Origin of the sequence: Agrococcus carbonis, from assembly GCF_900104705.1 — a bacterium.
Classification (GTDB): Bacteria; Actinomycetota; Actinomycetes; order Actinomycetales; family Microbacteriaceae; genus Agrococcus; species Agrococcus carbonis.
In genome coordinates, this window is record NZ_LT629734.1 from 2,534,189 (window position 1) to 2,554,726 (window position 20,538).

A 20,538-nucleotide genomic window follows, 5' to 3' on the forward strand; every position below is an offset into this window, starting at 1 on the left:
AGCCGTGAACGACCAGGCAGACCGCAGCTCCGGTCGGGATGACGACCGCCGCCGAGACGGCGACGCAGGTCGACCCCGACGCGATGGAGATCGTCGCCCGCAGCGCGACGGAGACCGCCGCCCGCAGCGCGACGGAGACCGCCGCCCGCAGCGCGACGGGGATCGCAAGCCCCTTCGTCCCGGCGACCGCGGCTATCGCCCCGGTGGTGAGGGCCGATCGCAGGCCGGCGGAGAGCGTCGGCCTCCCCGTGACGGCGAGCGCCGGTTCGGCGATCGCGCCCAGCGAGATGGCGACCGCCGGCCGCAGCGTGATGGTGAGCGTCGCTTCGGCGACCGGCCCCAGCGTGACGGCGACCGTCGCCCGCAGCGTGATGGTGAGCGTCGCTTCGGCGACCGGCCCCAGCGTGACGGCGACCGCCGGGCGCAGCGCGATGGCGAGCGTCGCTTCGGCGACCGCCCGCAGCGGGATGGCGACCGCCCGCCGCAGCGCGATGGCGAGCGTCGCTTCGGCGACCGCTCACAGCGCGACGGGGACCGTCGCCCGCAGCGCGATGGCGAGCGCCGCCCCCAGCGCGATGGGGACCGTCGCTTCGGCGACCGCCGTCCGCAGCGTGACGGTGAGCAGCGGTTCGGTCGTGATGATCAGCGGCGCCGGGACGGTCAGCGCGACCGCAACCAGGGCCCCCAGCGCGATGCTGCCCGGCCCGGCCGCGATTACCAGCGCCGAGGCGATGGCTCGGGCGAGAGCTTCAAGCAGGTGCGCGACGACGACTTCATCGCGCCCGAGCTGCCGGCGGACATCGCGCCGGAGGATCTCGACATCGGCGCCCGTGCTCAGCTGAAGACCCTGACGAAGGAGAACGCCGAGTTCGTCGCGAAGCACCTGGCGGCGGCGGCGCAGCTCATCGACGACGATCCGCAGCTGGCCCACCAGCACGCGCTCGCCGCAGCGCGTCGCGCGGGCCGCATCGGCGTCGTGCGCGAGTCGCTCGCGATCACCGCCTACACGCTCGGAGACTTCGCGCTCGCGCTGCGCGAGCTGCGCACCTATCGCCGCATCACCGGTCGGGACGACCAGCTGCCGCTCATGGCCGACTGCGAGCGCGGCCTCGGCAGACCGGAGAAGGCCCTCGAGCTCGCCCGGTCGGTCGATGCGTCCACGCTCGAGACGCCGGTGCGCGTCGAGCTCGCCATCGTGAAGTCCGGGGCGCGGCTGGATCTGGGGCAGAAGGAGGCGGCGCTCGAGGAGCTCCGCATCCCGGAGCTCCAGAAGGACAAGGCGTTCGAGTACAGCCCGGCGCTCTTCGCGAGCTTCGCCGGCGTGCTCGAGGAGCTCGGGCGCGACGAGGAGGCCGCCGAGTGGTATGCGCTCGCCGACCGCGCGATCGACGCCCTGGAGGCGGCCCTCGCGCCCGGAGAGCTCGAGTCGATCGGCATCACCACGGAGCGCATCGAAAGCGAGGACGTCGACCAGGACGGCCTGCCGCTCGAGCCGACCGAGATCGACGCCCCGTCGGTCCCTGCTGACGACCCCGCTTCCGACGACCCCGCGGCCGACGAGTCGGTCGAGTCGCCCGCCGCCGGTGCGCCCGCGGACGCGATCGTCGACGCGGGATCCAGGGACGTCACTGCCGGGGAGGGCGCCGAGGACGCGCCCGCAGATGCGGCACCCGCCGACGCAGTGCCGGGCGAGGATGAGGCCGACGCCGTCGCCCTTGCCGCTGCGGCGCCTGCCGCCGAGCCCGCGCCTGTCGCCGACGTCGAGCAGCCCGAGGCCGCCGTGGGCGAGACCGTCGAGCCGACGGCGCCCGCCGCGGACGACGCGCTGTTCGGGGATGCGCTCTTCGGTGATGAGCTGATCGAGAACGAGGGCGGGTCGCCGCGAGCCGGGGACGAGCGCTGATGGCGCTGTTCCGCAGGGCTGCCACGACGGAGCCCACGCCGATCGACGGCGTCGACTGCCTCTACCTCGACCTCGACGGCGTGGTCTACAAGGGCCCCGACGCCCTCCCGCACGCCGTCGACAGCATCCGCTCGATCGATGTGCGCTCGATCTACCTCACGAACAACGCATCGCGCACGGACGCCGACGTGGCTGAGCACCTGTCGTCGTTCGGGCTCGACGTGCAGCCCGAGGAGGTCGTCACGAGCCCGCAGGCGGCGATGCGCCTGCTCGCGGCCCACCTCGAGCCCGGCGATCCGGTGCTCGTCGTCGGCGGCGCCGGCATCGTCGTCGAGGTCGAGGCGCGCGGCTGGCGCGTCGTCCGCACCGCTGCCGAGCAGCCGAAGGCGGTCGTGCAGGGGTTCCACCCCTCGGTCGGCTGGGAGCAGCTCGCGCAGGCCTCGTTCGCGCTCCACACCGGGATCCCGTGGGTCGCGACGAACGGGGATTGGACGATCCCGGTCGCCGGCGGCATCGCGCCCGGCAACGGCACCCTCGTCTCCGCCGTGCACACCGCCGTCGGGCGCCTCGCGGAGTTCGCCGGCAAGCCCGAGCGTCACATGTACGACGTCGCGACCGAGCGCTTCGGCGCGCAGACGCCGGCCATGGTGGGCGATCGGCTCGACACCGACATCCTCGGCGCCCGCCGTGCAGGCATCCGCTCGATCCACGTGCTGACGGGCGTCGACCGCGGCGCGCACCTCATCGGCGCGGACGAGTCGATGCGCCCCGACCATGTCATCGCCGACCTGCGCGGCCTCACCCAGCCCATCCTGCCGATCCGCGAGACGCACGAGCGCTCGACGGGCGACACCTACTTCGAAGTGGGGCGGGCCGCGGTGCGGCGCAGCGGCATCGACATCACGCTCGTGCGCGCTGGCGACGCGGAGGTCGACACCATCCGCGCGGCCTGCGCCGCGGTGTGGACCGCTGACCGGCCCGTGCTCGGCCTGCGGGTCGCCGACGAGCTGCTCGCGCTCTAGCGACGCGGGCACTCGCCGCGATCAGCGCGGCTCACGGCCCGCTCGGGGCATCCCACAGCTGCCGCCAGCGCGCGATGCGCGAGGGGTCCGGCTCGACGCCGTAGGCGCGCCAGAAGGCCGGCTCGGCGTCGCCGAGCCCGTTCCACTCGAGCGACCACGAGGCGACCGCGAGATCCGACCAGCGGTCGCCGACGCCCACGCGCCCGAGGTCGACGAGCCCCGCGAAGCGGCCGCCCGCGATGAGCGTGTTCGGCGCGCACGGGTCGCCGTGGCACACGACCGCGTCGACCACGGGGGCGGATGCGGTCCAGTCGGGCGCGGGGAACGGGCAGCGGTCGGGCGGCACGGCGTGCAGGCGGCGGAGGCCGGCGCCGAGCGCGGCCGCCGCCGACTCCGGATCGCGGCGGCCCTCGGCGGAGGCGAGCGACGCCCCGTCGATCGCCGCGGTCACGAGCAGCTCGCCTGCCGCATCGGCGGTGAGGGCGAGCACGGCGGGCACGGCCACCGCGCCCTGCCGGGCCAGCCACCGCATCCGTGCCTCCTCTGCGGCGAGCGACTCGCTCGTGCCCGCGGGCGACCACTTGGCGAACACCGCCCCGGAGCGGCGGTCGATGCGCGCGGTGAGGCCGCCGACCTCGTTCTGCCAGACGAGCTCGACCGGGTCGTGCGCCGCGAGGGCAGCGATGGCGGGCGGCACGGGAGTGCCTCCGGGCGGCGGGCCGGCGACGTCGGAGGGCATGCCCCGACGCTAGCGGTGCGCCGTCGGCGAACCGCGGTGCGCGACGGGCGCCGGCCGTGGTGGGCTGGACGCATGGCAGCGATGCAGACGCCGGCGCGCGTGCTCGTGCTCGGCGGCACCCGGTGGGTCGGCGGGCGCGTGGCCGCGGCGCACCTCGACCGCGGCGCCGAGGTCACGTGCCTCGCGCGCGGCGTCGGCGGGGAAGCGCCCGACGGCGCCCGGCTCGTCGTCGGCGATCGAGGACGGGCGGATGCGTACGACGCGCTGGCCGGGGAGTGGGACGAGGTCGTCGATGTCACGAGCGTGCCGCGGCACGCGGCCGGCGCGCTCGAGGCGCTCGGGGAGCGCGCTGCGCACTGGACGTTCGTCTCCTCGGTCTCCGCGCAGCGCGTCGAGGGCGCGCCGGCGGGCGCCGACGAGGACGACGAGCTGGTGGCGGAGGACGAGAGCGGCGACGACTACGGCGGCGCGAAGGCCTGGATCGAGCGCGCGGCGCGCGAGCGGCTGGGGGATCGGCTCGCGATCGTGCGCCCCGGGCTGATCGGCGGGCCGGGCGACGGCAGCGGCCGCTTCGGGCACTGGGTCGCCCGGCTCGCGCTCGCGGGCGAGGGGCCCGTGCTCGTCCCGGCCCGAGACCAGCCGACGCAGACGATCGACGTGCGCGACCTCGTCGCCTTCCTCGTCGAGCTGGCGCCGTCGCTCGGCGGCGTCGTCAACGCCGTCGGTCCCGTCGTCCCGCTGCACGAGCACCTCGCGCTCGCGCGCGAGCTCGCGGGGCACACGGGGGAGCTGGTGCGGGCGAGCGACGCGCAGCTCGAGGCGCTCGGCATCGAGCACTGGGCCGGCCCGCGCGCGCTGCCGCTCACGCTGCCCGCCGCGCTCGAGACGCACGCGCAGCGCTCGAGCGCCCGCTACCGCGCCGCGGGCGGCCGGCACCGGCCGCATCGCGACACGCTCGCGGCGGCGCTCGCCGACGAGCGGGCCCTCGGGCTCGACCGGCCCGCTCCCCACAGGCTCGCGCGCGCCGACGAGCTCGCCGCGATCGATTCGCTAGCCTCGCTGTCATGACCGAGCACGACGATCGCGCGACCGACGGGCTCGTCGACGAGCTCGAGCTCCTCGAGCAGCAGCCGCTCGAGGAGCGCGCCGAGCACCTCGCGCGCATCCACGACAAGCTGCAGGCCGAGCTCGGCGCCGTGCGTGGCTGAGCAGCTGCGGCTCGACCAGGCGCTCGTCGAGCGCGGGCTCGCCCGCAGCCGCACGCAGGCCCAGCAGCTCATCGCGGCGGGGCTCGTGCGGGTCGACGGCCGCGACGTGCGGAAGGCGAGCGCCAAGGTCGCCGTGGAGGCGGAGCTCGACGTCGCGGGCGGCGACCCGTGGGTCTCGCGCGCCGCGCACAAGCTGCTCGCGGCCCTCGAGGCGTTCGACGTCGACCCCGCGGGCCGCGTCGCGCTCGACGCGGGCGCCTCGACCGGCGGCTTCACCCAGGTGCTCCTCGCGCGCGGCGCCGCGCACGTCACGGCCCTCGACGTCGGCCACGACCAGTTCCAGCTCGACGTCGACGCGCATCCGATCACCCTCATCGAGGGGCAGAACGTGCGCGACCTCGAACCCGGCTCGCTGCAGCCCGCGCCGACCGTCGTCGTCGCCGACCTCTCGTTCATCTCGCTCACGCTCGCGATCGAGCCGCTCGCCGGCGTCGCCGCACCCGGCGCCGACTGGATCGTGCTCATCAAGCCGCAGTTCGAGGTGGGCCGCACGGGCGTGCGCGCCGGGCTCGTGACCGATGCGACGCTGCGCGCGCAGGCGATCGAGCAGGTGCTGTGGGCCGCGTGGGATGCGGGGCTCGGCACGGCCGGGCTCATCGGCAGCCCCATCGCCGGCACGCGCGGCAACCTCGAGTACCTCGCCCACCTCTCGGCGGTGCGGGGCGCGAATCCGACAGAATGGCTTGGGGAGTCCGTCCGACTGGCGAGGGAGGCGCGGTGAGCGATCGCAGGTTCGTGCTCGCGTTCCACCCTGGGCGCGCCGAGGCGGTGGAGACCGCGGCGACGATCGCGGGACGGCTGCTCGCGGCGGGCGTCATCCCCGTCGTGCTCGCCGACGACCGCGCCGTGCTGCTCGAGGGCCGCGAGGGCCTCGACGCGGTCGAGCCCTACGAGCCGAGCGATGCGCCCGATGTCGAGCTGATCATGACCCTCGGCGGCGACGGCACGATCCTGCGCGCCGCCGAGCTGCAGCGCGAGATCGGCGCGCCGCTGCTGGGGATCAACCTCGGGCACGTGGGCTTCCTCGCAGAGGCCGAGGTCGCCGACATCGACGAGGTGGTCGAGCGCGCGCTGCGCGCCGACTACGAGGTCGAGCAGCGGCTCGTGCTGTGCGTGCGCGTCTTCCGGCAGGACGAGCTGCTGCACCAGACATGGGCCATCAACGAGGCCGCCGTCGAGAAGGCCGGGTCGGGCCGCATGATCTCGACGCTGCTCGAGATCGACGGGCGGCCCATCTCCTCCTACGGCACCGACGCGGTGCTGCTCGCCACGCCGACGGGCTCGACCGCCTACTCCTTCTCGGCCGGCGGCCCGATCGTGTGGCCTATCGCCGAGGTGCTGCTGCTCGTGCCGCTCGGCGCGCACGCGCTCTTCACCCGGCCCCTCGTCGTCGCGCCCACCTCGACCATGACCGTCACGATCGCCGACGACTCGACGAGCGCGGCGGTGCTGTGGTGCGACTCGCGGCGCTCGTTCGAGCTGCCGCCGGGCACGCGCGTCGAGGCGACCCGCGACGAGCGGCCGCTGCGGCTCGCCCGCCTCACGAGCGCGCCGTTCGCCGACCGGCTCGTGGCGAAGTTCCACCTGCCCGTCGAGGGCTTCCGGAGGAAGCGGGCATGACGCGTCTCGACGAGCTCACCATCCGATCGCTCGGCGTGATCGACGACGCCCGCGTGCCCGTCGGCGCCGGCTTCACGGCGATCACCGGCGAGACGGGCGCGGGCAAGACGATGGTCGTGCAGGCGCTCGCGCTCCTGCGCGGCGAGCGGGCCGACGCCGGCGTCATCCGCGCGGGCTCCGACCGCGCCGCGGTCCAGGGCGTGTGGCTCGTGGACGACGCCGAGGCGACGGCGCTCGTCGAGGACGCGGGCGGCACCGTCGACGACGGCGAGCTCATCCTCGGCCGCGGCATCTCGCGCGGGCCCGAGGGCTCGGTGCGCTCGCGCGCCCAGGCCGGTGGCGCGGCGGTGCCCGCGGGGCTGCTGCGCGATCTCGCCGATCGGCTCGTCGCCGTGCACGGGCAGTCGGACCAGCAGCGGCTGCGCTCCGCCGAGGCGCAGGCGGCGGCGCTCGACCGCGCGGCCGGCGAGCCGCTCGAGCGGCTGCTCGCCGAGTACCGCATGGAGCACACGGCGTGGACGGATGCGCGCGACGCGGCGGAGCGCATCCGCACCCAGCACGATGCGCGCGCCGCCGAAGCCGCGTCGATCCGCGCCGAGCTCGAGGAGCTCGAGGCGTTCGACCCGCAGCCGGGGGAGCAGGACGAGCTCGCCGCGATCGCGGGCAGGCTCGAGCACTCCGAGTCGCTGCGGGCCGAGCTCGCCGAGGCGCACGCGGCGCTCTCGGGCGATGATGCGGCGGATGCGGTGACGCGCAGCGCGATCGTGCAGGCCGGCACGGCGCGACGCCTCGTCGAGCGAGCCTCGACCGACGACGCGGCGCTCACGGAGGCGCTCGACCTGCTCGTGCAGGCGGATGCGCTGCTGCAGGAGGCGTCGGCGTCGATCGTGAAGGCGCTCGAGGATCTCGAGCGGCCCGAGCGCAGCCTCGACGAGGTGCAGCAGCGCCGCGCCGACCTCAGCGGCCTCGAGCGACGCCTCGGCCGCCCGCTCGAGGTGGCGCTCGAGGAGGCGCCGGCGAACGCGCTGCGGCTCGCCGAGCTCGACGGCGACGACGAGCAGCTCGCGCTGCTCGCCGCGGAGGAGCAGCGGCGCCTCGAGGCCGCGACGGCGCTCGCCGACCGGCTAAGCGCGCTGCGCCAGGACGCGGCGCGGCGCCTCGAGGCCGCGGTCGGCGACGAGCTCGCGGCGCTCGCGATGCCGAACGCCCGGCTCGTTGTCGAGGTCGCCCAGGTCGAGGCGCTCGGACCGCTCGGCCGCGACCGCGTGACGATGCTGCTCGCGCCCCACCCGGGCGCCGAGCCGCGCCCGATCCAGAAGGGCGCCTCCGGCGGCGAGCTCAGCCGCATCATGCTCGCGCTCGAGGTCGCGCTCGCCGACGAGAGCGTGCCGACGATGGTGTTCGACGAGGTCGACGCTGGCGTCGGCGGCGCCGCGGCGATCGAGATCGGCCGACGCCTCGCGCGGCTCGCCGAGCACTGCCAAGTGATCGTCGTCACGCACCTCGCGCAGGTCGCGGCCTTCGCCGAGCACCACGTGCGGGTCGAGAAGGGCACCGACGGCCGCATCACCGCATCCCAGGTGACGCGCGTCGACGGCGAGGAGCGCCTCGCCGAGCTCGCCCGCATGCTCTCGGGCACCGCATCCGAGACCGCGCTCGCGCACGCCCGCGAGTTGCTCGAAGATGCGCGAGTGGTGGGATAGGCTCGAAGCCCGTGAACCTCGTTGCGCCAGCCGCCGACCAGCAGCCCACGGACACCCCGGCCCCGCCGAAGGTGACCAAGCAGATCTTCGTCACCGGCGGCGTCGTGTCGTCGCTCGGCAAGGGCCTCACGGCCGCTTCGCTCGGCAACCTGCTGACCGCGCGGGGCCTGCACGTCGTGATGCAGAAGCTCGACCCGTACCTGAACGTCGACCCGGGCACGATGAACCCGTTCCAGCACGGCGAGGTGTTCGTCACCGACGACGGCGCCGAGACCGACCTCGACATCGGCCACTACGAGCGCTTCCTCGACGTCAGCCTCTCGCAGGCCGCGAACGTCACGACCGGCCAGATCTACTCCCGCGTCATCGAGCGCGAACGCCGCGGCGAGTACCTCGGCGACACGGTGCAGGTCATCCCGCACATCTCCGACGAGATCAAGCGCCGCATGCGCCTGCAGGCCGAGCAGAGCCCGCAGCCCGACGTCATCATCACCGAGATCGGCGGCACGGTCGGCGACATCGAGTCGCAGCCGTTCATCGAGTCCGCGCGCCAGCTGCGGCACGAGCTCGGCCGCGGCAACGTCTTCTTCGTGCACGTCTCGCTCGTGCCGTTCCTCGGCGCCTCCGGCGAGCAGAAGACGAAGCCGACGCAGCACTCCGTCGCGACGCTGCGCTCGATCGGCATCCAGCCCGACGCGCTCGTGCTGCGCAGCGACCGGCCGGTGAGCGAGTCGAACCGCAAGAAAATCGCCCTCATGTGCGACGTCGAGGAGGAGGCGGTCGTCAACACCGTCGACCTGCCCTCGATCTACGACATCCCGACGAGCCTCAACAGGCAGGGTCTCGACGGCCACATCATCCGGCAGCTCGGGCTCACCGCGGGCGAGGTCGACTGGTCGCACTGGCAGCCGGTGCTCGACGCCGTGCACCAGCCCAAGCACGAGGTCACGATCGGGCTCGTCGGCAAGTACATCGACCTGCCGGATGCGTACCTGTCGGTGACCGAGGCCATCAAGGCCGGCGGCTTCGCGAACCAGTCGAAGGTGAACCTGCGCTGGATCCGCTCGGACGACTGCGAGACGCCCGAAGGCGCGGCGGCGCACCTGAGCGACGTCGACGGCATCGTCGTGCCCGGCGGCTTCGGCATCCGCGGCATCGAGGGCAAACTCGGCGCGCTGCGCTTCACGCGCGAGAACGAGATCCCGACGCTCGGCATCTGCCTGGGCCTGCAGTGCATGGTGATCGAGGCGGCGCGCAACCTCGCCGGCATCGAGGGCGCCTCCTCGACCGAGTTCGACGAGCACTCGCCCGCGCCGGTCATCGCGACGATGGCCGAGCAGGAGCAGCACATCCACGGCGGCGACCTCGGCGGCACGATGCGCCTCGGGCTCTACGAGGCGAAGCTCGACGAGGGCTCGCTCGCCGCCCGGCTCTACGGCGACACCGTCTCGTTCGAGCGCCACCGCCACCGCTACGAGGTCAACAACGCGTACCGCGAGCAGATCGGCGCGGCGGGGCTCGCCTTCAGCGGCACGTCGCCCGACGGCACGCTCGTCGAGTACGTCGAGCTGCCCGGCCACCCGTTCTACATCGCCACGCAGGCCCACCCCGAGCTGCGCAGCCGGCCCAACCGCGCGCATCCGCTCTTCCGCGGCCTCGTCGAGGCGGCGCTCGACCGCCAGCGCGCGTCGAAGCTCTTCGACGAGACCGACGAGGAGTCCGAGGCGGCCGCGACGCAGCCCGAGACCGCGCAGGCATGATCGCCGACGCGCTCGGCCGCCAGCCGGTGCTCGCGCGCGAGCGGCTGTTCGACGGGCGCATCTGGGACGTCGAGGCCGAGGAGTTCGACTTCGGCGGCCAGCGCATCCGCCGCGAGGTGATCGTGCACCCGGGGGCGGTCGCCGTCGTCGCGCTGAACGACGCCGACGAGGTGATGCTCGTGCACCAGTACCGGCATCCCGCGGGCGGCACGCTGTGGGAGCTGCCCGCGGGGCTGCTCGACGTCGACGGCGAGGATCCGCTCACCGGGGCCCGGCGCGAGCTCGCCGAGGAGGCCGACCTCGAGGCGGTCACGTGGCGCACGCTCATCGACGTCTCGACGACCGGGGGCGGCTCGACCGAGATGATCCGGGTCTACCTCGCGACCGACGTGCGCGAGCTGCCCGAAGCGCACGCGCGCGAGCACGAGGAGGCCGAGATGGAGCGCCGCTGGGTGCCGCTCGCCGAGATCCTCGAGGCGGCGAGCAGCCTGCGGCTGCACAACGCGACGCTGCTCGCGGCGATGCTCGCGCTCACGCAGCTGCGCGAGCGGGGCGCCGATGCGCACCCCGCCGACCTGTCGTTCGACTGGCACCGGCCCCGCCCGGCATGACGCCGCAGCAGGCCGTCGAGCGGCTGCTGCGGCAGCTCGCGATCGAGCGCGGCCTGTCGAAGCACACGGTCGCCGCATACCGCCGCGACCTCGCCGGCTACCTTGAGGTGCTCGAGGCGCGGGGGGTGACGGATGCGTCGGCCATCACGGGCGAGGACGTCGCGGCGTTCCGCGCGGCGCTCGCCGACCGGGCGCTCGCGGCGTCGTCGGTCGCGCGGCACCTCTCGGCCGTGAAGGCGCTGCACCGCTGGCTCGTCGACGAGCGCGTCGCGGCCGAGGACGTCGCGCGCGACCAGCGGCCGCCGAAGCTGCCGCAGAGGCTCCCGAAGGCCATCTCGGTGTCGCAGATGCAGCGGCTGCTCGAGGTCGCGGGAGCGGATGTCGACCCAGGCGACGGCTCGGGCGACGGCTCGGCCGCGAGCGACGGCGCGGCCGTCGATCCGGCGCGGCTGCGCGATCGCGCGCTGCTCGAGCTGCTCTACGCGACCGGCGCGCGCGTGTCGGAGGTGATCGCCCTCGATGTCGACGCCGTGCCGCCCGCCGACGCCGAGCATCCGCTCATCAGGGTCACGGGCAAGGGCGCCAAGCAGCGGCTCGTGCCGATCGGCTCCTACGCGCGGGCGGCGCTCGACGCGTGGCTCGTGCGGGGGAGGGCGGCGCTCGCCGCGAACGGGCGCGGCACGCCTGCGCTGCTGCTCGGCGTGCGCGGCGGGCGCCTGAGCCGGCAGGCGGCGTGGGAGATCATCCAGCGCGTCGCCGAGGAAGCCGGGGTGCCGGGCGTCTCGCCGCACACCTTCCGCCACTCGTTCGCGACCCACCTGCTCGAGGGCGGGGCCGACGTGCGCGTGGTGCAGGAGCTGCTGGGCCACGCATCCGTCGCGACGACGCAGATCTACACGCACGTGACCGCCGACACGCTGCGCGATATGTATACGGTCGCGCACCCGCGGGCCAGATGATTGTCTGGTGGCCCTGACAATGCGGTGTCTCAATGACTAACGATACGGTGTCTGAATGACTAATGGCTGGACACGACCGGCTCACAGCAAGAACGCCGTGAATCGCGCTGGTGAGGTCCTGATTGACGACACTTCAAGCGACTTAGAGAGGGCTGAAGCTCTTGCTGTCGTGAATAACTGGCGTTCGTCACACGGGTTCCCCCTCAACACCATCGCCATGTCGCTTCGAAGCAAGGCAACGAAGATCGACCCCGACGCGATTATTGCGCGGCGCACCAAGCGAATGCCGTCGATCGTAAGGAAGCTTGCGCGGTTCCCCGCGATGCGGGCGGCGCGGATGCAGGACCTCGGGGGTTGCAGGGCTGTCGTCCGCGACATCCAGGCGGTGCTGGAGGTCGATGCTGCCATGCGTGCGAGTCAGCACAAGCATCGACTGCAGGGTTCGAAGGACTATATTGCGGAGCCCAAGCCCGACGGATATCGCGGCATTCATTTGGTCTATCAGTATCGGAGCGACAAGACCGAGATCCACAATGGTCAGTTGATCGAGGTTCAGATCCGCACCAAGGCGCAGCACGCTTGGGCGACAGCGGTCGAAACGGCGGGAACGTTCACGAGCCAGGCGCTGAAGTCTGGCGAGGGCGACGCTGACTGGCGGGAGTTCTTCAGGCTTGCTTCCTCCGCGATCGCACTGGAGGAAGGCGCACCCACGGTGCCTGGAACGCCGGATTCAGCAACGGTCATTCGTGAACGGCTAACGGACCTGGAAGGCGGATTGCGTGTCCGCGACAAGTTGTCTGGCTGGGCGAAGGCCGTGCAAGTTGTGGAGCAACAAGCGGCTTCAGGAAACTACGTGCTACTGGTACTGGATTCGCTCGAAAACACCCTCGCGTTCTCGAGTTTTGCTCGGCAAGAAGACGCAGAGGCGGCATACGCGGTCATGGAGGCGCGCTCGGAGCCTCATCAAGACGTTGTTCTGGTGGCTGCAGACTCGATCAACGCTCTTCGCGCCGCCTATCCGAACTACTTCGGGGACACGGCCCACTTCGTGAAGATCCTCGATCGCTTTCTGGCTTGACGCCGGTTTATCGCATCGGTGGACGCGGGCGCGCGCCCATGCTCCTCGGTGGGCGCAGCCCGAACGTCGCATAGCCGAACCCGGGCCGCTCGCCTCGGTGCGGTGCGGCTGATGTGGGACACCAAGGAGACGGTGTGCTCATTCGAGCCTGGCTACCGGCGCGTGACGGGGCAGAGTCATCATTTGCTCGCGGGTCGCTGCGACAGCCCCGGTGAGGGTCGATGCCACGGCACAGCGGCTCGCGGCTCTTGGCCTCCGAGCGGTGCCTGAGTCGAGCCATGTGCCCTGGGCCAGCGCCACGCCACTGTCGAGGATCCGGACGGCCACGGGTCGACATCCACGCCGATCAGATCCGAAGGAGGGCCGCTTGACGCCGTTTCGCGTTCGGGCTCCGCGCCTGCGCCAACAGCGACTGCGGTCGCTACATGTGACGACCGGCGCCCTGAAAACGTCTCGTTCGAGAACCGCTGCCAGCGCTCCGCGGCCAGCAGCCTGCGGCAGAGCCTCAACCAGAGGTTGAGATACACGCCGGATGCGGCTACCGCGCAAGGCGCGCCGAGGTTCCTACACTCGAAGGCGTGAGCAACAGCACCGAGACCCTGGCCGGCATGGAGGCACCCGCGCTCGGGCCGACCGGGCGTCCGGAGCGGGAGTTCCCGGTGCCCGAGCCGCTCGTGAGCCACGGGCCCGCCCGCATCATCACGATGTGCAACCAGAAGGGCGGCGTCGGCAAGACGACGACCTCGATCAACCTCGGCGCCGCCGTGGCCGAGTACGGCCGCCGCGTGCTCGCGATCGACTTCGACCCGCAGGGTGCGCTGAGCGCGGGCCTCGGCGTCGACAACCACGACGCGACGACCGTCTACGACCTGCTGCTCAACCCCAAGCTCGACCCGCGCGAGGCGATCCAGCCGACGAGCGTCGAGGGCCTCGACATCATCCCGGCGAACATCGACCTCTCGGCCGCCGAGGTGCACCTCGTCAACGAGGTCGCTCGCGAGCAGATCCTCGCGCGGGTGCTGCGCAAGGTCGCCGACGACTACGACCTCATCCTCATCGACTGCCAGCCCTCGCTCGGCCTGCTCACGATCAACGCGCTCACCGCCGCGCACGGCGTGCTCATCCCGCTCGAGAGCGAGTTCTTCGCGCTCCGCGGCGTCGCGCTGCTCAACGAGACGATCGAGAAGGTGCAGGACCGCCTGAACCCGGCGCTCGAGCTCGACGGCATCCTCGTCACGATGTACGACGCCCGCACGCTGCACGCGCGCGAGGTGATGGAGCGGGTGGTGGATGCGTTCGGCGACACTGTGCTCGAGACCGTCGTGCGCCGCACGGTCAAGTTCCCCGACGCATCCGTCGCGGGGGTGCCCGTGACGCAGTTCGCCCCCGAGCACGCAGCGGCTGCGATCTACCGCCAGCTCGCGCGCGAGCTCATCGCGCGCGGCGCCATCGCCTGACGCGGACCGTGCCGCCATCGTCCGACGTCGACGCGTCCGCGCCGACGCCCGAACCCGAAGCACCGGGGCCGGGCGGCGAAGGGGCCACCGCGGCGGACGCTGAGGCATCCCATCCCGAGGCGGTCGGCTTCCGCCTCGCGCTCGACAACTTCGACGGCCCGTTCGACCTGCTGCTCACGCTCATCGGCAACCGCTCGATGGATGTCACCGAGATCGCCCTCAGTCGCGTGACGAACGAGTTCATCGCCTACGTGCGCACGCTCGACACGCAGGAGGAGCTCGAGCAGGCGAGCGAGTTCATCGTCGTCGCGGCGACGCTGCTCGACCTCAAGATCGCCTCGCTGCTGCCGGCGGGCGACGTCGTCGACAGCGAGGACGTCGCGCTGCTCGAGGCGCGCGACCTGCTGTTCGCGCGCCTGCTGCAGTACCGCGCGTTCAAGCAGGCCGCGCTGTGGATGGCCGAGCGGATCGGCGCCGAGTCGGGCCGCCACGCACGGTCGGTGCGGCTCGAGGAGCGCTTCCGGCAGCGCACCCCCGAGCTCAAGTGGACGCTCTCGGCAGACGACTTCGCCGCGCTCGCGCTCCTCGCCCTCACGCCGAAGGAGATCCCGACCGTCGGGCTCACCCACCTGCACGCGCCGCTCGTGTCGATCCGCGAGCAGGCCGCGCACATCGTGTCGACCCTGCGCGCGAAGGGCTCGACGACCTTCCGCGAGCTCATCGCCGGCGAAGCCACGCGCGGCGTCGTCGTCGCGCGCTTCCTCGCGGTGCTCGAGCTCTACCGCCACGCCGCCATCACCTTCGAGCAGCTGGAGCCCCTGGGCGAGCTCTCCATCAGCTGGACCGGCCATGACTTCCGCGACGAGGACCTCGTGAGCCTGGGGGCAGACTATGACCATGCCTGAGACCGATACGACGGATGCGGCCGAGACCGACGCGGTCGCGGACGCGGAGGATGCGGCCGAGGCCGCCCCGAGCGAGATCCGCGGGGGCGCTCCCGCCGAGGCCGCCGAGCCCGACCGCTCGCACCTGCCGCTCGAGCGCCGCATCGAGGCGATCCTCATGGTCGCCGACGAGCCGCAGGGCGCGGTGCACCTCGCGACGGCGCTGCGCGCGCCCGTGAAGGCGGTCAAGGCGGCGATCGAGGCTCTCCGCGACGACTACGACGGCAAGCCCGTCGGCGATCGGCCGGCGGGCCCCGAGCGCGGCTTCGAGCTGCGCGAGGTCGGTGGCGGCTGGCGCATCTACGTGCGCGAGGGCTACGACGTCGACGCCGCCGACTTCGTGCTCACCCAGACGCCCACGCGACTCTCGCAAGCCGCGCTCGAGACGCTCGCCGTCATCGCCTACAAGCAGCCCATCACGCGCGGCGCCGTCGCGGCGATCCGCGCCGTCAACGTCGACTCGGTCGTGCGCACGCTGCTCGGCCGCGGTCTCATCCGCGAGGCGTTCGCCGACTCGGAGACGGGCGCCATCCACTACGAGACCACCGAGCTGCTGCTGACGCAGCTGGGCCTGAACTCGCTCGACGAGCTGCCGCCGATCTCGCCGCTGCTGCCCGACGGCGAGGAGGAGCTGCCGCTGTGAACCGCACCGACCGCCACGAAGGCGCCGAGGGCGAGCGCCTGCAGAAGGTGCTCGCCGCCGCCGGCGTCGCGAGCCGCCGCGTCGTCGAGGACATGATCGTCGCGGGCCGCATCACGGTCGACGGCCGCGTCGTCACCGAGCTCGGCACCCGCATCCGCCCCGACGCTCGCGTCACGGTCGACGGCACCGCGGTGCAGCTCGACACGACGAAGCGCTACCTCATGCTCAACAAGCCCACCGGCGTCGTCTCGACCATGAGCGACGAGCGCGGCCGGCCCGACCTCCGCGGCTTCCTCGCCGACATCGACGAGCGCGTCTACAACGTCGGTCGCCTCGACGCCGACACGTCGGGCCTCCTCATCCTCACCAACGACGGCGAGCTCGCGCACGTGCTCGCGCATCCGTCCTTCGGCGTCGAGAAGACCTACGTCGCGAAGGTGCGGGGGAGCGTCGACCAGCGCGTCATCCGGCGCCTGCTCGACGGCTTCGAGCTCGAGGACGGACCGATCCGCGCGGATGCCGCGAAGCTCGTCGGCAGCCCGTCGAAGGGCCACTCGATGGTCGAGCTGACGCTCCACTCGGGCCGCAACCGCATCGTGCGGCGGATGCTCGACCACGTCGGGCACCCGGTGGTCGAGCTCGTGCGCCGCTCGTTCGGGCCGCTGCACCTGGGCACGCTCCGGTCGGGGCAGGTACGCGAACTCACTACGATGGAGCGCGGTGCCATCCTCACCCTCGCGAGGGGCGCCAAGACCTGAAGGAGCCTGGCGTGACCCACCGACTGCGCGGCCCCGTGCGCATCGTGGGCACGGGCCTGCTCGGCACCTCGATCGGTCTGGGGCTCGCCGCCCGCGGCGTCGAGGTGCAGCTCGTCGACGCGTCGCCGACCGCGATGCGGCTCGCCGCCGACTTCGGCGCCGGCCGGCCGGCCGAGCCGGGCGACCGGCCCGAGCTCATCGTCGTCGCCGTGCCGCCGGACGTCACCGCGCAGGTCGTCGCGGCCGAGCTCGAGGCGTTCCCGGATGCGGTGGTCACCGACGTCGCATCCGTCAAGGCGGTGCCGCTCGCCGAGCTGCGCGCGCTCGGCGCGGACGTCAGCCGCTACCTCGGGTCGCACCCGATGGCGGGCCGGGAGCGCTCCGGCGCGCTCGCCGGCTCCGGCGACCTCTTCGTCGGCCGCCCGTGGGTGATCGCCGGCCACGACGCCATCTCCTACCAGCGCGGCAGCCTCGTCGACGACCTCATCCTCGACCTCGGCGCCGTGCCGATCGAGTCGACGCCTGACGAGCACGACCGCGCGGTCGCGATCGTCAGCCACCTCCCGCAGCTCGTCTCCTCGCTCATGGCGGCGCGCCTCGCCGACGCGCCCGACGAGGCGCTGCGGCTCGCCGGCGGCGGCGTCCGCGACGTGACGCGCGTCGCTGCGAGCGATCCGGCGCTCTGGATCCAGATCCTCGGCGCCAACGCCCCCGCCGTCGTCGAGCAGCTGCGCGCCCTGCAGGCCGACCTCGCGAGCCTCACCGACGCGCTCGAGGCGATCGACGCATCCGGGAGCCGCAGGGCGGTGGCGGATGCGCTGCGCGCGGGCAACGAGGGCGTCGCGCGCCTGCCGGGCAAGCACGGCACGCACACGCGCTTCACGCGCGTGCAGGTGCGCATCGACGACCGCCCGGGACAGCTCGCGCGGCTGCTGACCGACATCGGCGACGCGGAGGTCAACCTCGAGGACGTGCGCATCGAGCACGCGGAGGGCGCGCAGTTCGGCGTGGTCGAGATCACCGTCGTGCCCGAGGCGGTGCAGCGGCTCCACGAGGCGCTCGAGGAGCTCGGCTGGCAGGTGGTCGCATGAGCGCCGGGGACGCTGTGGACGAGCGCGCCGAGGGCGGCGCGACCGTCATCGCGATCGACGGCCCGGCCGGCAGCGGCAAGTCGTCGGTCGCGCGCGCCGTCGCGCGCGAGCTCGGCTTCCAGTTCCTCGACACCGGCGCCGCCTACCGCGCGCTCACGTGGCTCATCCTCGAGCGCGGCGGCGACACCGACGACGAGGCCACCGTGCTCGCGAGCCTCGGCGCGCTCGACACGCTCGAGCTCACGATCGACGCGAGCGGGCAGCGCGTCGCGATCGCGGGGCACGACGTGACCGAGGCGATCCGCACCGAGCGGATCTCCGCCGCGGTTGCCGGCGTCGCCCGCACCCTGCCGGCCCGCGAGGCCGTCAACGTGCGGTTCCGCGCGATCATCGCCGCAGCCGATCCCGGCATCGTCGCGGAGGGCCGCGACATCACGACCGTCGTCGCGCCCGACGCCGACGTGCGGGTGCTGCTCACCGCCGACGAGGCCGTGCGCATCCGCCGCCGCTTCGGCGACGTGGGCGGCGACGAGCAGCAGGTGGGTGCGCGCCTGAGCGCGCGCGACGCCTCCGATTCCCGCGTGATCGACTTCCTGCACGCCGCCGACGGCGTGACGGTCGTCGACTCCACCGACCTGACCTTCGACGAGACGGTCGACGCGATCGTCCGCCTCGCGACCGAGGAGCGCCATGACTGACGAGCACGAGCACGACCAGCACGAGCCTGCGTCCGATGAGGCCGCGATCGACGAGGCCGCCGCGCCGCTCGACGACGGCTACGAGACCGACGAGGCGCGGGTCACCGCGCTGCGGGCGGGCCTCGCGGACTACGAGCTCGACGAGGAGGACGCGTCGCTGCTCGAGGCCGCCGAGGAGGGGCCCGACGCCATCCAGGTGCTGCCGGCGCTGCCGGTGCTCGCGATCGTCGGGCGGCCGAACGTCGGCAAGTCGGCGCTCGTCAACCGCATCCTCGGCCGCCGCGAGGCTGTCGTCGAGGACACGCCCGGTGTGACGCGCGACCGCGTCTCGTACAAGGCCGAGTGGAACGGGCGCCGCTTCACCGTGGTCGACACCGGCGGCTGGGAGCCCGACGCGCGCGGCATCGACCTCTCGGTCGCGCAGCAGGCCGAGATCGCGGTCGAGCTCGCCGACGCGGTGCTCTTCGTCGTCGACGTCAACGTCGGGCCCACGTCGACCGACGAGCACGTCGTGCGGATGCTGCGGCAGTCGGACCGGCCCGTGCTGCTCGTGGCGAACAAGTCGGACGACGCGCGTCGCGACCTCGAGGCAGCGTCGCTGTGGAGCCTCGGGCTCGGCGAGCCGCACCCCGTCTCGGCGCTGCACGGCCGCGGCGTCGCCGACCTCCTCGATCTCGCGATGGAGGCGCTGCCCGAGGTCTCGAAGGTCGCGAAGGAGGAGCTCGGCGGGCCGCGCCGCGTCGCGATCCTCGGCCGCCCGAACGTCGGCAAGTCGAGCCTGCTCAACAAGGCAGCGGGGGAGGAGCGCGTCGTCGTCAACGAGCTCGCCGGCACCACGCGCGACCCCGTCGACGAGCAGATCGAGCTCGGCGGCAAGGTGTGGCGCTTCGTCGACACCGCGGGCATCCGTCGCCGGGTGCACCTGCAGCAGGGCGCCGACTTCTACGCGACGCTGCGCACGCAGGCCGCGCTCGAGAAGGCCGAGGTGGCGGTCGTGCTCATCGACGTCACCGAGCCGCTCAGCGAGCAAGACGTGCGCATCGTCGATCTCGTGCTCGAGTCGGGCCGCGCGCTCGTGCTCGCGTTCAACAAGTGGGATCAGCTCGACGACGACCGCCGCCGCTACCTCGAGCGCGAGATCGAGCAGGATCTCGCGCACGTCGACTGGGCGCCGCGCGTCAACATCTCGGCGCGCACGGGCCGCCACCTCGAGAAGCTCGTGCCGGCGCTCGAGACGGCGCTCGAGTCGTGGGACACCCGCATCCCCACGGGCAAGCTCAACGCCTTCGTCGCCGAGCTCGTCGCCGCGCACCCGCACCCGCTGCGGGGCGGCAAGCAGCCGCGCATCCTCTTCGCGACGCAGGCCTCGACACGGCCGCCGACCTTCGTGCTGTTCACGACCGGCTTCCTCGACCCGCAATACCGCCGCTTCATCCAGCGGCGCCTGCGCGAGGACTACGGCTTCGAGGGCACCCCCATCGTCGTGAACATGCGAGTGCGGGAGAAGCGGCAGCGCAAGTAGCGCGGCCCGTCCGCTGGTCGAGGAGCGCGTCGGAGCGCCTGCGCTGTCCGCTCTGTCCGCTGGTCGAGGAGCGCGCGCCGGAGGCGCTCGCGTCTCGAGGCCGAGGAGCGGTTCGCTGGGCCCTCCGGTTTCGAGACGGCAGCGGCCTGCGGCCGCGGCCTCCTCAACCTACGGGGGCGGCTGCCCTGTCCGCTGGTCGAGGAGCGCGCCGGCGCAGCCGGCTCGCGTCTCGAGGCCGAGGAGCGGTTCGCCGGCCCCTCCGGTTTCGTGACGGCAGCGGCCTGCGGCCGCGGCCTCCTCAACCTGCGGGGCTGACGGCAGCGGCCTGCGGCCGCGGCCTCCTCAACCAACGGGGCGGTTCGCCCTGTCCGCTGGTCGAGGAGCGCGCGCCGCAGGCGCTCGCGTCTCGAGGCCGAGGAGCGGTTCGCCGGCCCCTCCGGTTTCGTGACGGCCGCGGCCTGCGGCCGCGGCCTCCTCAACCTACGGGGCTGTCCGCTGGTCGAGGAGCGCGCGCCGCAGGCGTTCGCGTCTCGAGGCCGAGGAGCGGTTCGCCGGCCCCTCCGGTTTCGTGACGGCAGCGGCCTGCGGCCGCGGCCTCCTCAACCTGCGGGGGCGGTTCGCCCTGTCCGCTGGTCGAGGAGCGCGCCGGCGCAGACGGCTCGCGTCTCGAGACCGAGGAGCGGATCGCCGGCCCCTCCGGTTTCGTGACGGCAGCGGCCTGCGGCCGCGGCCTCCTCAACCTACGGGGCTGACGGCAGCGGC

General features: G+C 73.2%; 20 protein-coding genes. 19 read left to right on the forward strand and 1 reads right to left on the reverse strand.

Annotation, left to right across the window (positions count from 1 at the left end):
- Nucleotides 1-38: 38 nt before the first annotated feature.
- From BLT67_RS12155 to BLT67_RS12165, 3 genes are read left to right on the forward strand one after another with little or no spacing between them, the layout of a single operon-like run.
- A complete protein-coding gene (locus BLT67_RS12155; protein ID WP_092667257.1) occupies nucleotides 39-842 on the forward strand; it encodes a hypothetical protein in 804 nt (267 codons plus the stop codon).
- A complete protein-coding gene (locus BLT67_RS12160) occupies nucleotides 758-1,903 on the forward strand; it encodes a tetratricopeptide repeat protein (RefSeq protein WP_197674420.1) in 1,146 nt (381 codons plus the stop codon). The genes BLT67_RS12155 and BLT67_RS12160 overlap by 85 nt, the downstream gene beginning before the upstream one ends.
- Nucleotides 1,903-2,925: an HAD-IIA family hydrolase gene (locus tag BLT67_RS12165; protein WP_092667258.1), complete on the forward strand. Its 1,023-nt coding sequence runs from the start codon at nucleotides 1,903-1,905 to the stop codon at nucleotides 2,923-2,925. Before BLT67_RS12160 ends, BLT67_RS12165 begins: the two co-directional genes overlap by 1 nt.
- Before the next feature lie 31 nt (nucleotides 2,926-2,956).
- Here BLT67_RS12165 and BLT67_RS12170 read toward each other — a convergent pair whose 3' ends face one another.
- Nucleotides 2,957-3,664, reverse strand: coding sequence for a phosphotransferase (locus BLT67_RS12170; RefSeq protein WP_092667259.1), 708 nt, complete (start codon nucleotides 3,662-3,664; stop codon nucleotides 2,957-2,959).
- A gap of 72 nt (nucleotides 3,665-3,736) precedes the next feature.
- On the opposite strand from BLT67_RS12170, the gene BLT67_RS12175 reads away from it, so the two are divergent.
- From BLT67_RS12175 to der, 16 genes are all read left to right on the forward strand, one after another.
- Nucleotides 3,737-4,732: an NAD-dependent epimerase/dehydratase family protein gene (locus tag BLT67_RS12175; protein WP_231945494.1), complete on the forward strand. Its 996-nt coding sequence runs from the start codon at nucleotides 3,737-3,739 to the stop codon at nucleotides 4,730-4,732.
- A complete protein-coding gene (locus BLT67_RS13475; RefSeq protein WP_157674349.1) occupies nucleotides 4,729-4,872 on the forward strand; it encodes a hypothetical protein in 144 nt (47 codons plus the stop codon). Before BLT67_RS12175 ends, BLT67_RS13475 begins: the two co-directional genes overlap by 4 nt.
- Nucleotides 4,865-5,653 carry a TlyA family RNA methyltransferase gene (locus tag BLT67_RS12180; protein WP_092667260.1) on the forward strand — a complete coding sequence of 263 codons (789 nt, stop codon included), beginning with the start codon at nucleotides 4,865-4,867 and terminating at the stop codon, nucleotides 5,651-5,653. The genes BLT67_RS13475 and BLT67_RS12180 overlap by 8 nt, the downstream gene beginning before the upstream one ends.
- A complete protein-coding gene (locus tag BLT67_RS12185; protein ID WP_231945495.1) occupies nucleotides 5,650-6,552 on the forward strand; it encodes an NAD kinase in 903 nt (300 codons plus the stop codon). The genes BLT67_RS12180 and BLT67_RS12185 overlap by 4 nt, the downstream gene beginning before the upstream one ends.
- A complete protein-coding gene (gene recN / locus BLT67_RS12190) occupies nucleotides 6,549-8,255 on the forward strand; it encodes a DNA repair protein RecN (RefSeq protein ID WP_092667262.1) in 1,707 nt (568 codons plus the stop codon). Before BLT67_RS12185 ends, recN begins: the two co-directional genes overlap by 4 nt.
- Before the next feature lie 71 nt (nucleotides 8,256-8,326).
- Nucleotides 8,327-10,015, forward strand: coding sequence for a CTP synthase (locus tag BLT67_RS12195; RefSeq protein ID WP_092667666.1), 1,689 nt, complete (start codon nucleotides 8,327-8,329; stop codon nucleotides 10,013-10,015).
- A complete protein-coding gene (locus BLT67_RS12200) occupies nucleotides 10,012-10,626 on the forward strand; it encodes an NUDIX domain-containing protein (protein ID WP_092667263.1) in 615 nt (204 codons plus the stop codon). The genes BLT67_RS12195 and BLT67_RS12200 overlap by 4 nt, the downstream gene beginning before the upstream one ends.
- Complete coding sequence (locus tag BLT67_RS12205; protein ID WP_092667264.1) at nucleotides 10,623-11,585, forward strand: site-specific tyrosine recombinase XerD; 963 nt, start codon at nucleotides 10,623-10,625, stop codon at nucleotides 11,583-11,585. Before BLT67_RS12200 ends, BLT67_RS12205 begins: the two co-directional genes overlap by 4 nt.
- A 55-nt stretch (nucleotides 11,586-11,640) precedes the next feature.
- A complete protein-coding gene (locus tag BLT67_RS12210) occupies nucleotides 11,641-12,663 on the forward strand; it encodes a RelA/SpoT domain-containing protein (RefSeq protein WP_092667265.1) in 1,023 nt (340 codons plus the stop codon).
- Nucleotides 12,664-13,271: 608 nt separating this feature from the next.
- On the forward strand, nucleotides 13,272-14,120 hold the full coding sequence (locus BLT67_RS12215; protein ID WP_092667667.1) for a ParA family protein: 849 nt from the start codon (nucleotides 13,272-13,274) through the stop codon (nucleotides 14,118-14,120).
- A gap of 8 nt (nucleotides 14,121-14,128) precedes the next feature.
- Nucleotides 14,129-15,025, forward strand: coding sequence for a segregation and condensation protein A (locus BLT67_RS12220; protein WP_092667266.1), 897 nt, complete (start codon nucleotides 14,129-14,131; stop codon nucleotides 15,023-15,025).
- Complete coding sequence (gene scpB, locus BLT67_RS13770; RefSeq protein ID WP_172802023.1) at nucleotides 15,012-15,707, forward strand: SMC-Scp complex subunit ScpB; 696 nt, start codon at nucleotides 15,012-15,014, stop codon at nucleotides 15,705-15,707. Before BLT67_RS12220 ends, scpB begins: the two co-directional genes overlap by 14 nt.
- Nucleotides 15,704-16,465 carry a pseudouridine synthase gene (locus tag BLT67_RS12225; protein WP_231945496.1) on the forward strand — a complete coding sequence of 254 codons (762 nt, stop codon included), beginning with the start codon at nucleotides 15,704-15,706 and terminating at the stop codon, nucleotides 16,463-16,465. The genes scpB and BLT67_RS12225 overlap by 4 nt, the downstream gene beginning before the upstream one ends.
- Nucleotides 16,466-16,476: 11 nt before the next feature.
- Nucleotides 16,477-17,556 (forward strand): prephenate dehydrogenase, encoded by a 1,080-nt coding sequence (locus tag BLT67_RS12230; RefSeq protein WP_231945497.1) that lies wholly within the window; start codon nucleotides 16,477-16,479, stop codon nucleotides 17,554-17,556.
- Nucleotides 17,553-18,254, forward strand: a complete 702-nt coding sequence (cmk, locus tag BLT67_RS12235; RefSeq protein ID WP_092667268.1) for a (d)CMP kinase — start codon at nucleotides 17,553-17,555, stop codon at nucleotides 18,252-18,254. The genes BLT67_RS12230 and cmk overlap by 4 nt, the downstream gene beginning before the upstream one ends.
- Nucleotides 18,247-19,776, forward strand: coding sequence for a ribosome biogenesis GTPase Der (der, locus tag BLT67_RS12240; protein ID WP_092667269.1), 1,530 nt, complete (start codon nucleotides 18,247-18,249; stop codon nucleotides 19,774-19,776). Before cmk ends, der begins: the two co-directional genes overlap by 8 nt.
- Nucleotides 19,777-20,538 lie beyond the last annotated feature (762 nt).

Coding starts and splice junctions, on each gene's coding strand:
- cmk (WP_092667268.1), top strand. CDS start 17,553: ATGAGCGCCGGGGACGCTGTGGACGAGCGCGCCGAGGGCGGCGCGACC.
- scpB (WP_172802023.1), top strand. CDS start 15,012: ATGACCATGCCTGAGACCGATACGACGGATGCGGCCGAGACCGACGCG.
- BLT67_RS12155 (WP_092667257.1), top strand. CDS start 39: ATGACGACCGCCGCCGAGACGGCGACGCAGGTCGACCCCGACGCGATG.
- BLT67_RS12215 (WP_092667667.1), top strand. CDS start 13,272: ATGGAGGCACCCGCGCTCGGGCCGACCGGGCGTCCGGAGCGGGAGTTC.
- recN (WP_092667262.1), top strand. CDS start 6,549: ATGACGCGTCTCGACGAGCTCACCATCCGATCGCTCGGCGTGATCGAC.
- BLT67_RS13475 (WP_157674349.1), top strand. CDS start 4,729: ATGACCGAGCACGACGATCGCGCGACCGACGGGCTCGTCGACGAGCTC.
- BLT67_RS12170 (WP_092667259.1), bottom strand. CDS start 3,664: ATGCCCTCCGACGTCGCCGGCCCGCCGCCCGGAGGCACTCCCGTGCCG.
- BLT67_RS12205 (WP_092667264.1), top strand. CDS start 10,623: ATGACGCCGCAGCAGGCCGTCGAGCGGCTGCTGCGGCAGCTCGCGATC.
- BLT67_RS12165 (WP_092667258.1), top strand. CDS start 1,903: ATGGCGCTGTTCCGCAGGGCTGCCACGACGGAGCCCACGCCGATCGAC.
- BLT67_RS12210 (WP_092667265.1), top strand. CDS start 11,641: ATGACTAATGGCTGGACACGACCGGCTCACAGCAAGAACGCCGTGAAT.
- der (WP_092667269.1), top strand. CDS start 18,247: ATGACTGACGAGCACGAGCACGACCAGCACGAGCCTGCGTCCGATGAG.
- BLT67_RS12200 (WP_092667263.1), top strand. CDS start 10,012: ATGATCGCCGACGCGCTCGGCCGCCAGCCGGTGCTCGCGCGCGAGCGG.
- BLT67_RS12175 (WP_231945494.1), top strand. CDS start 3,737: ATGGCAGCGATGCAGACGCCGGCGCGCGTGCTCGTGCTCGGCGGCACC.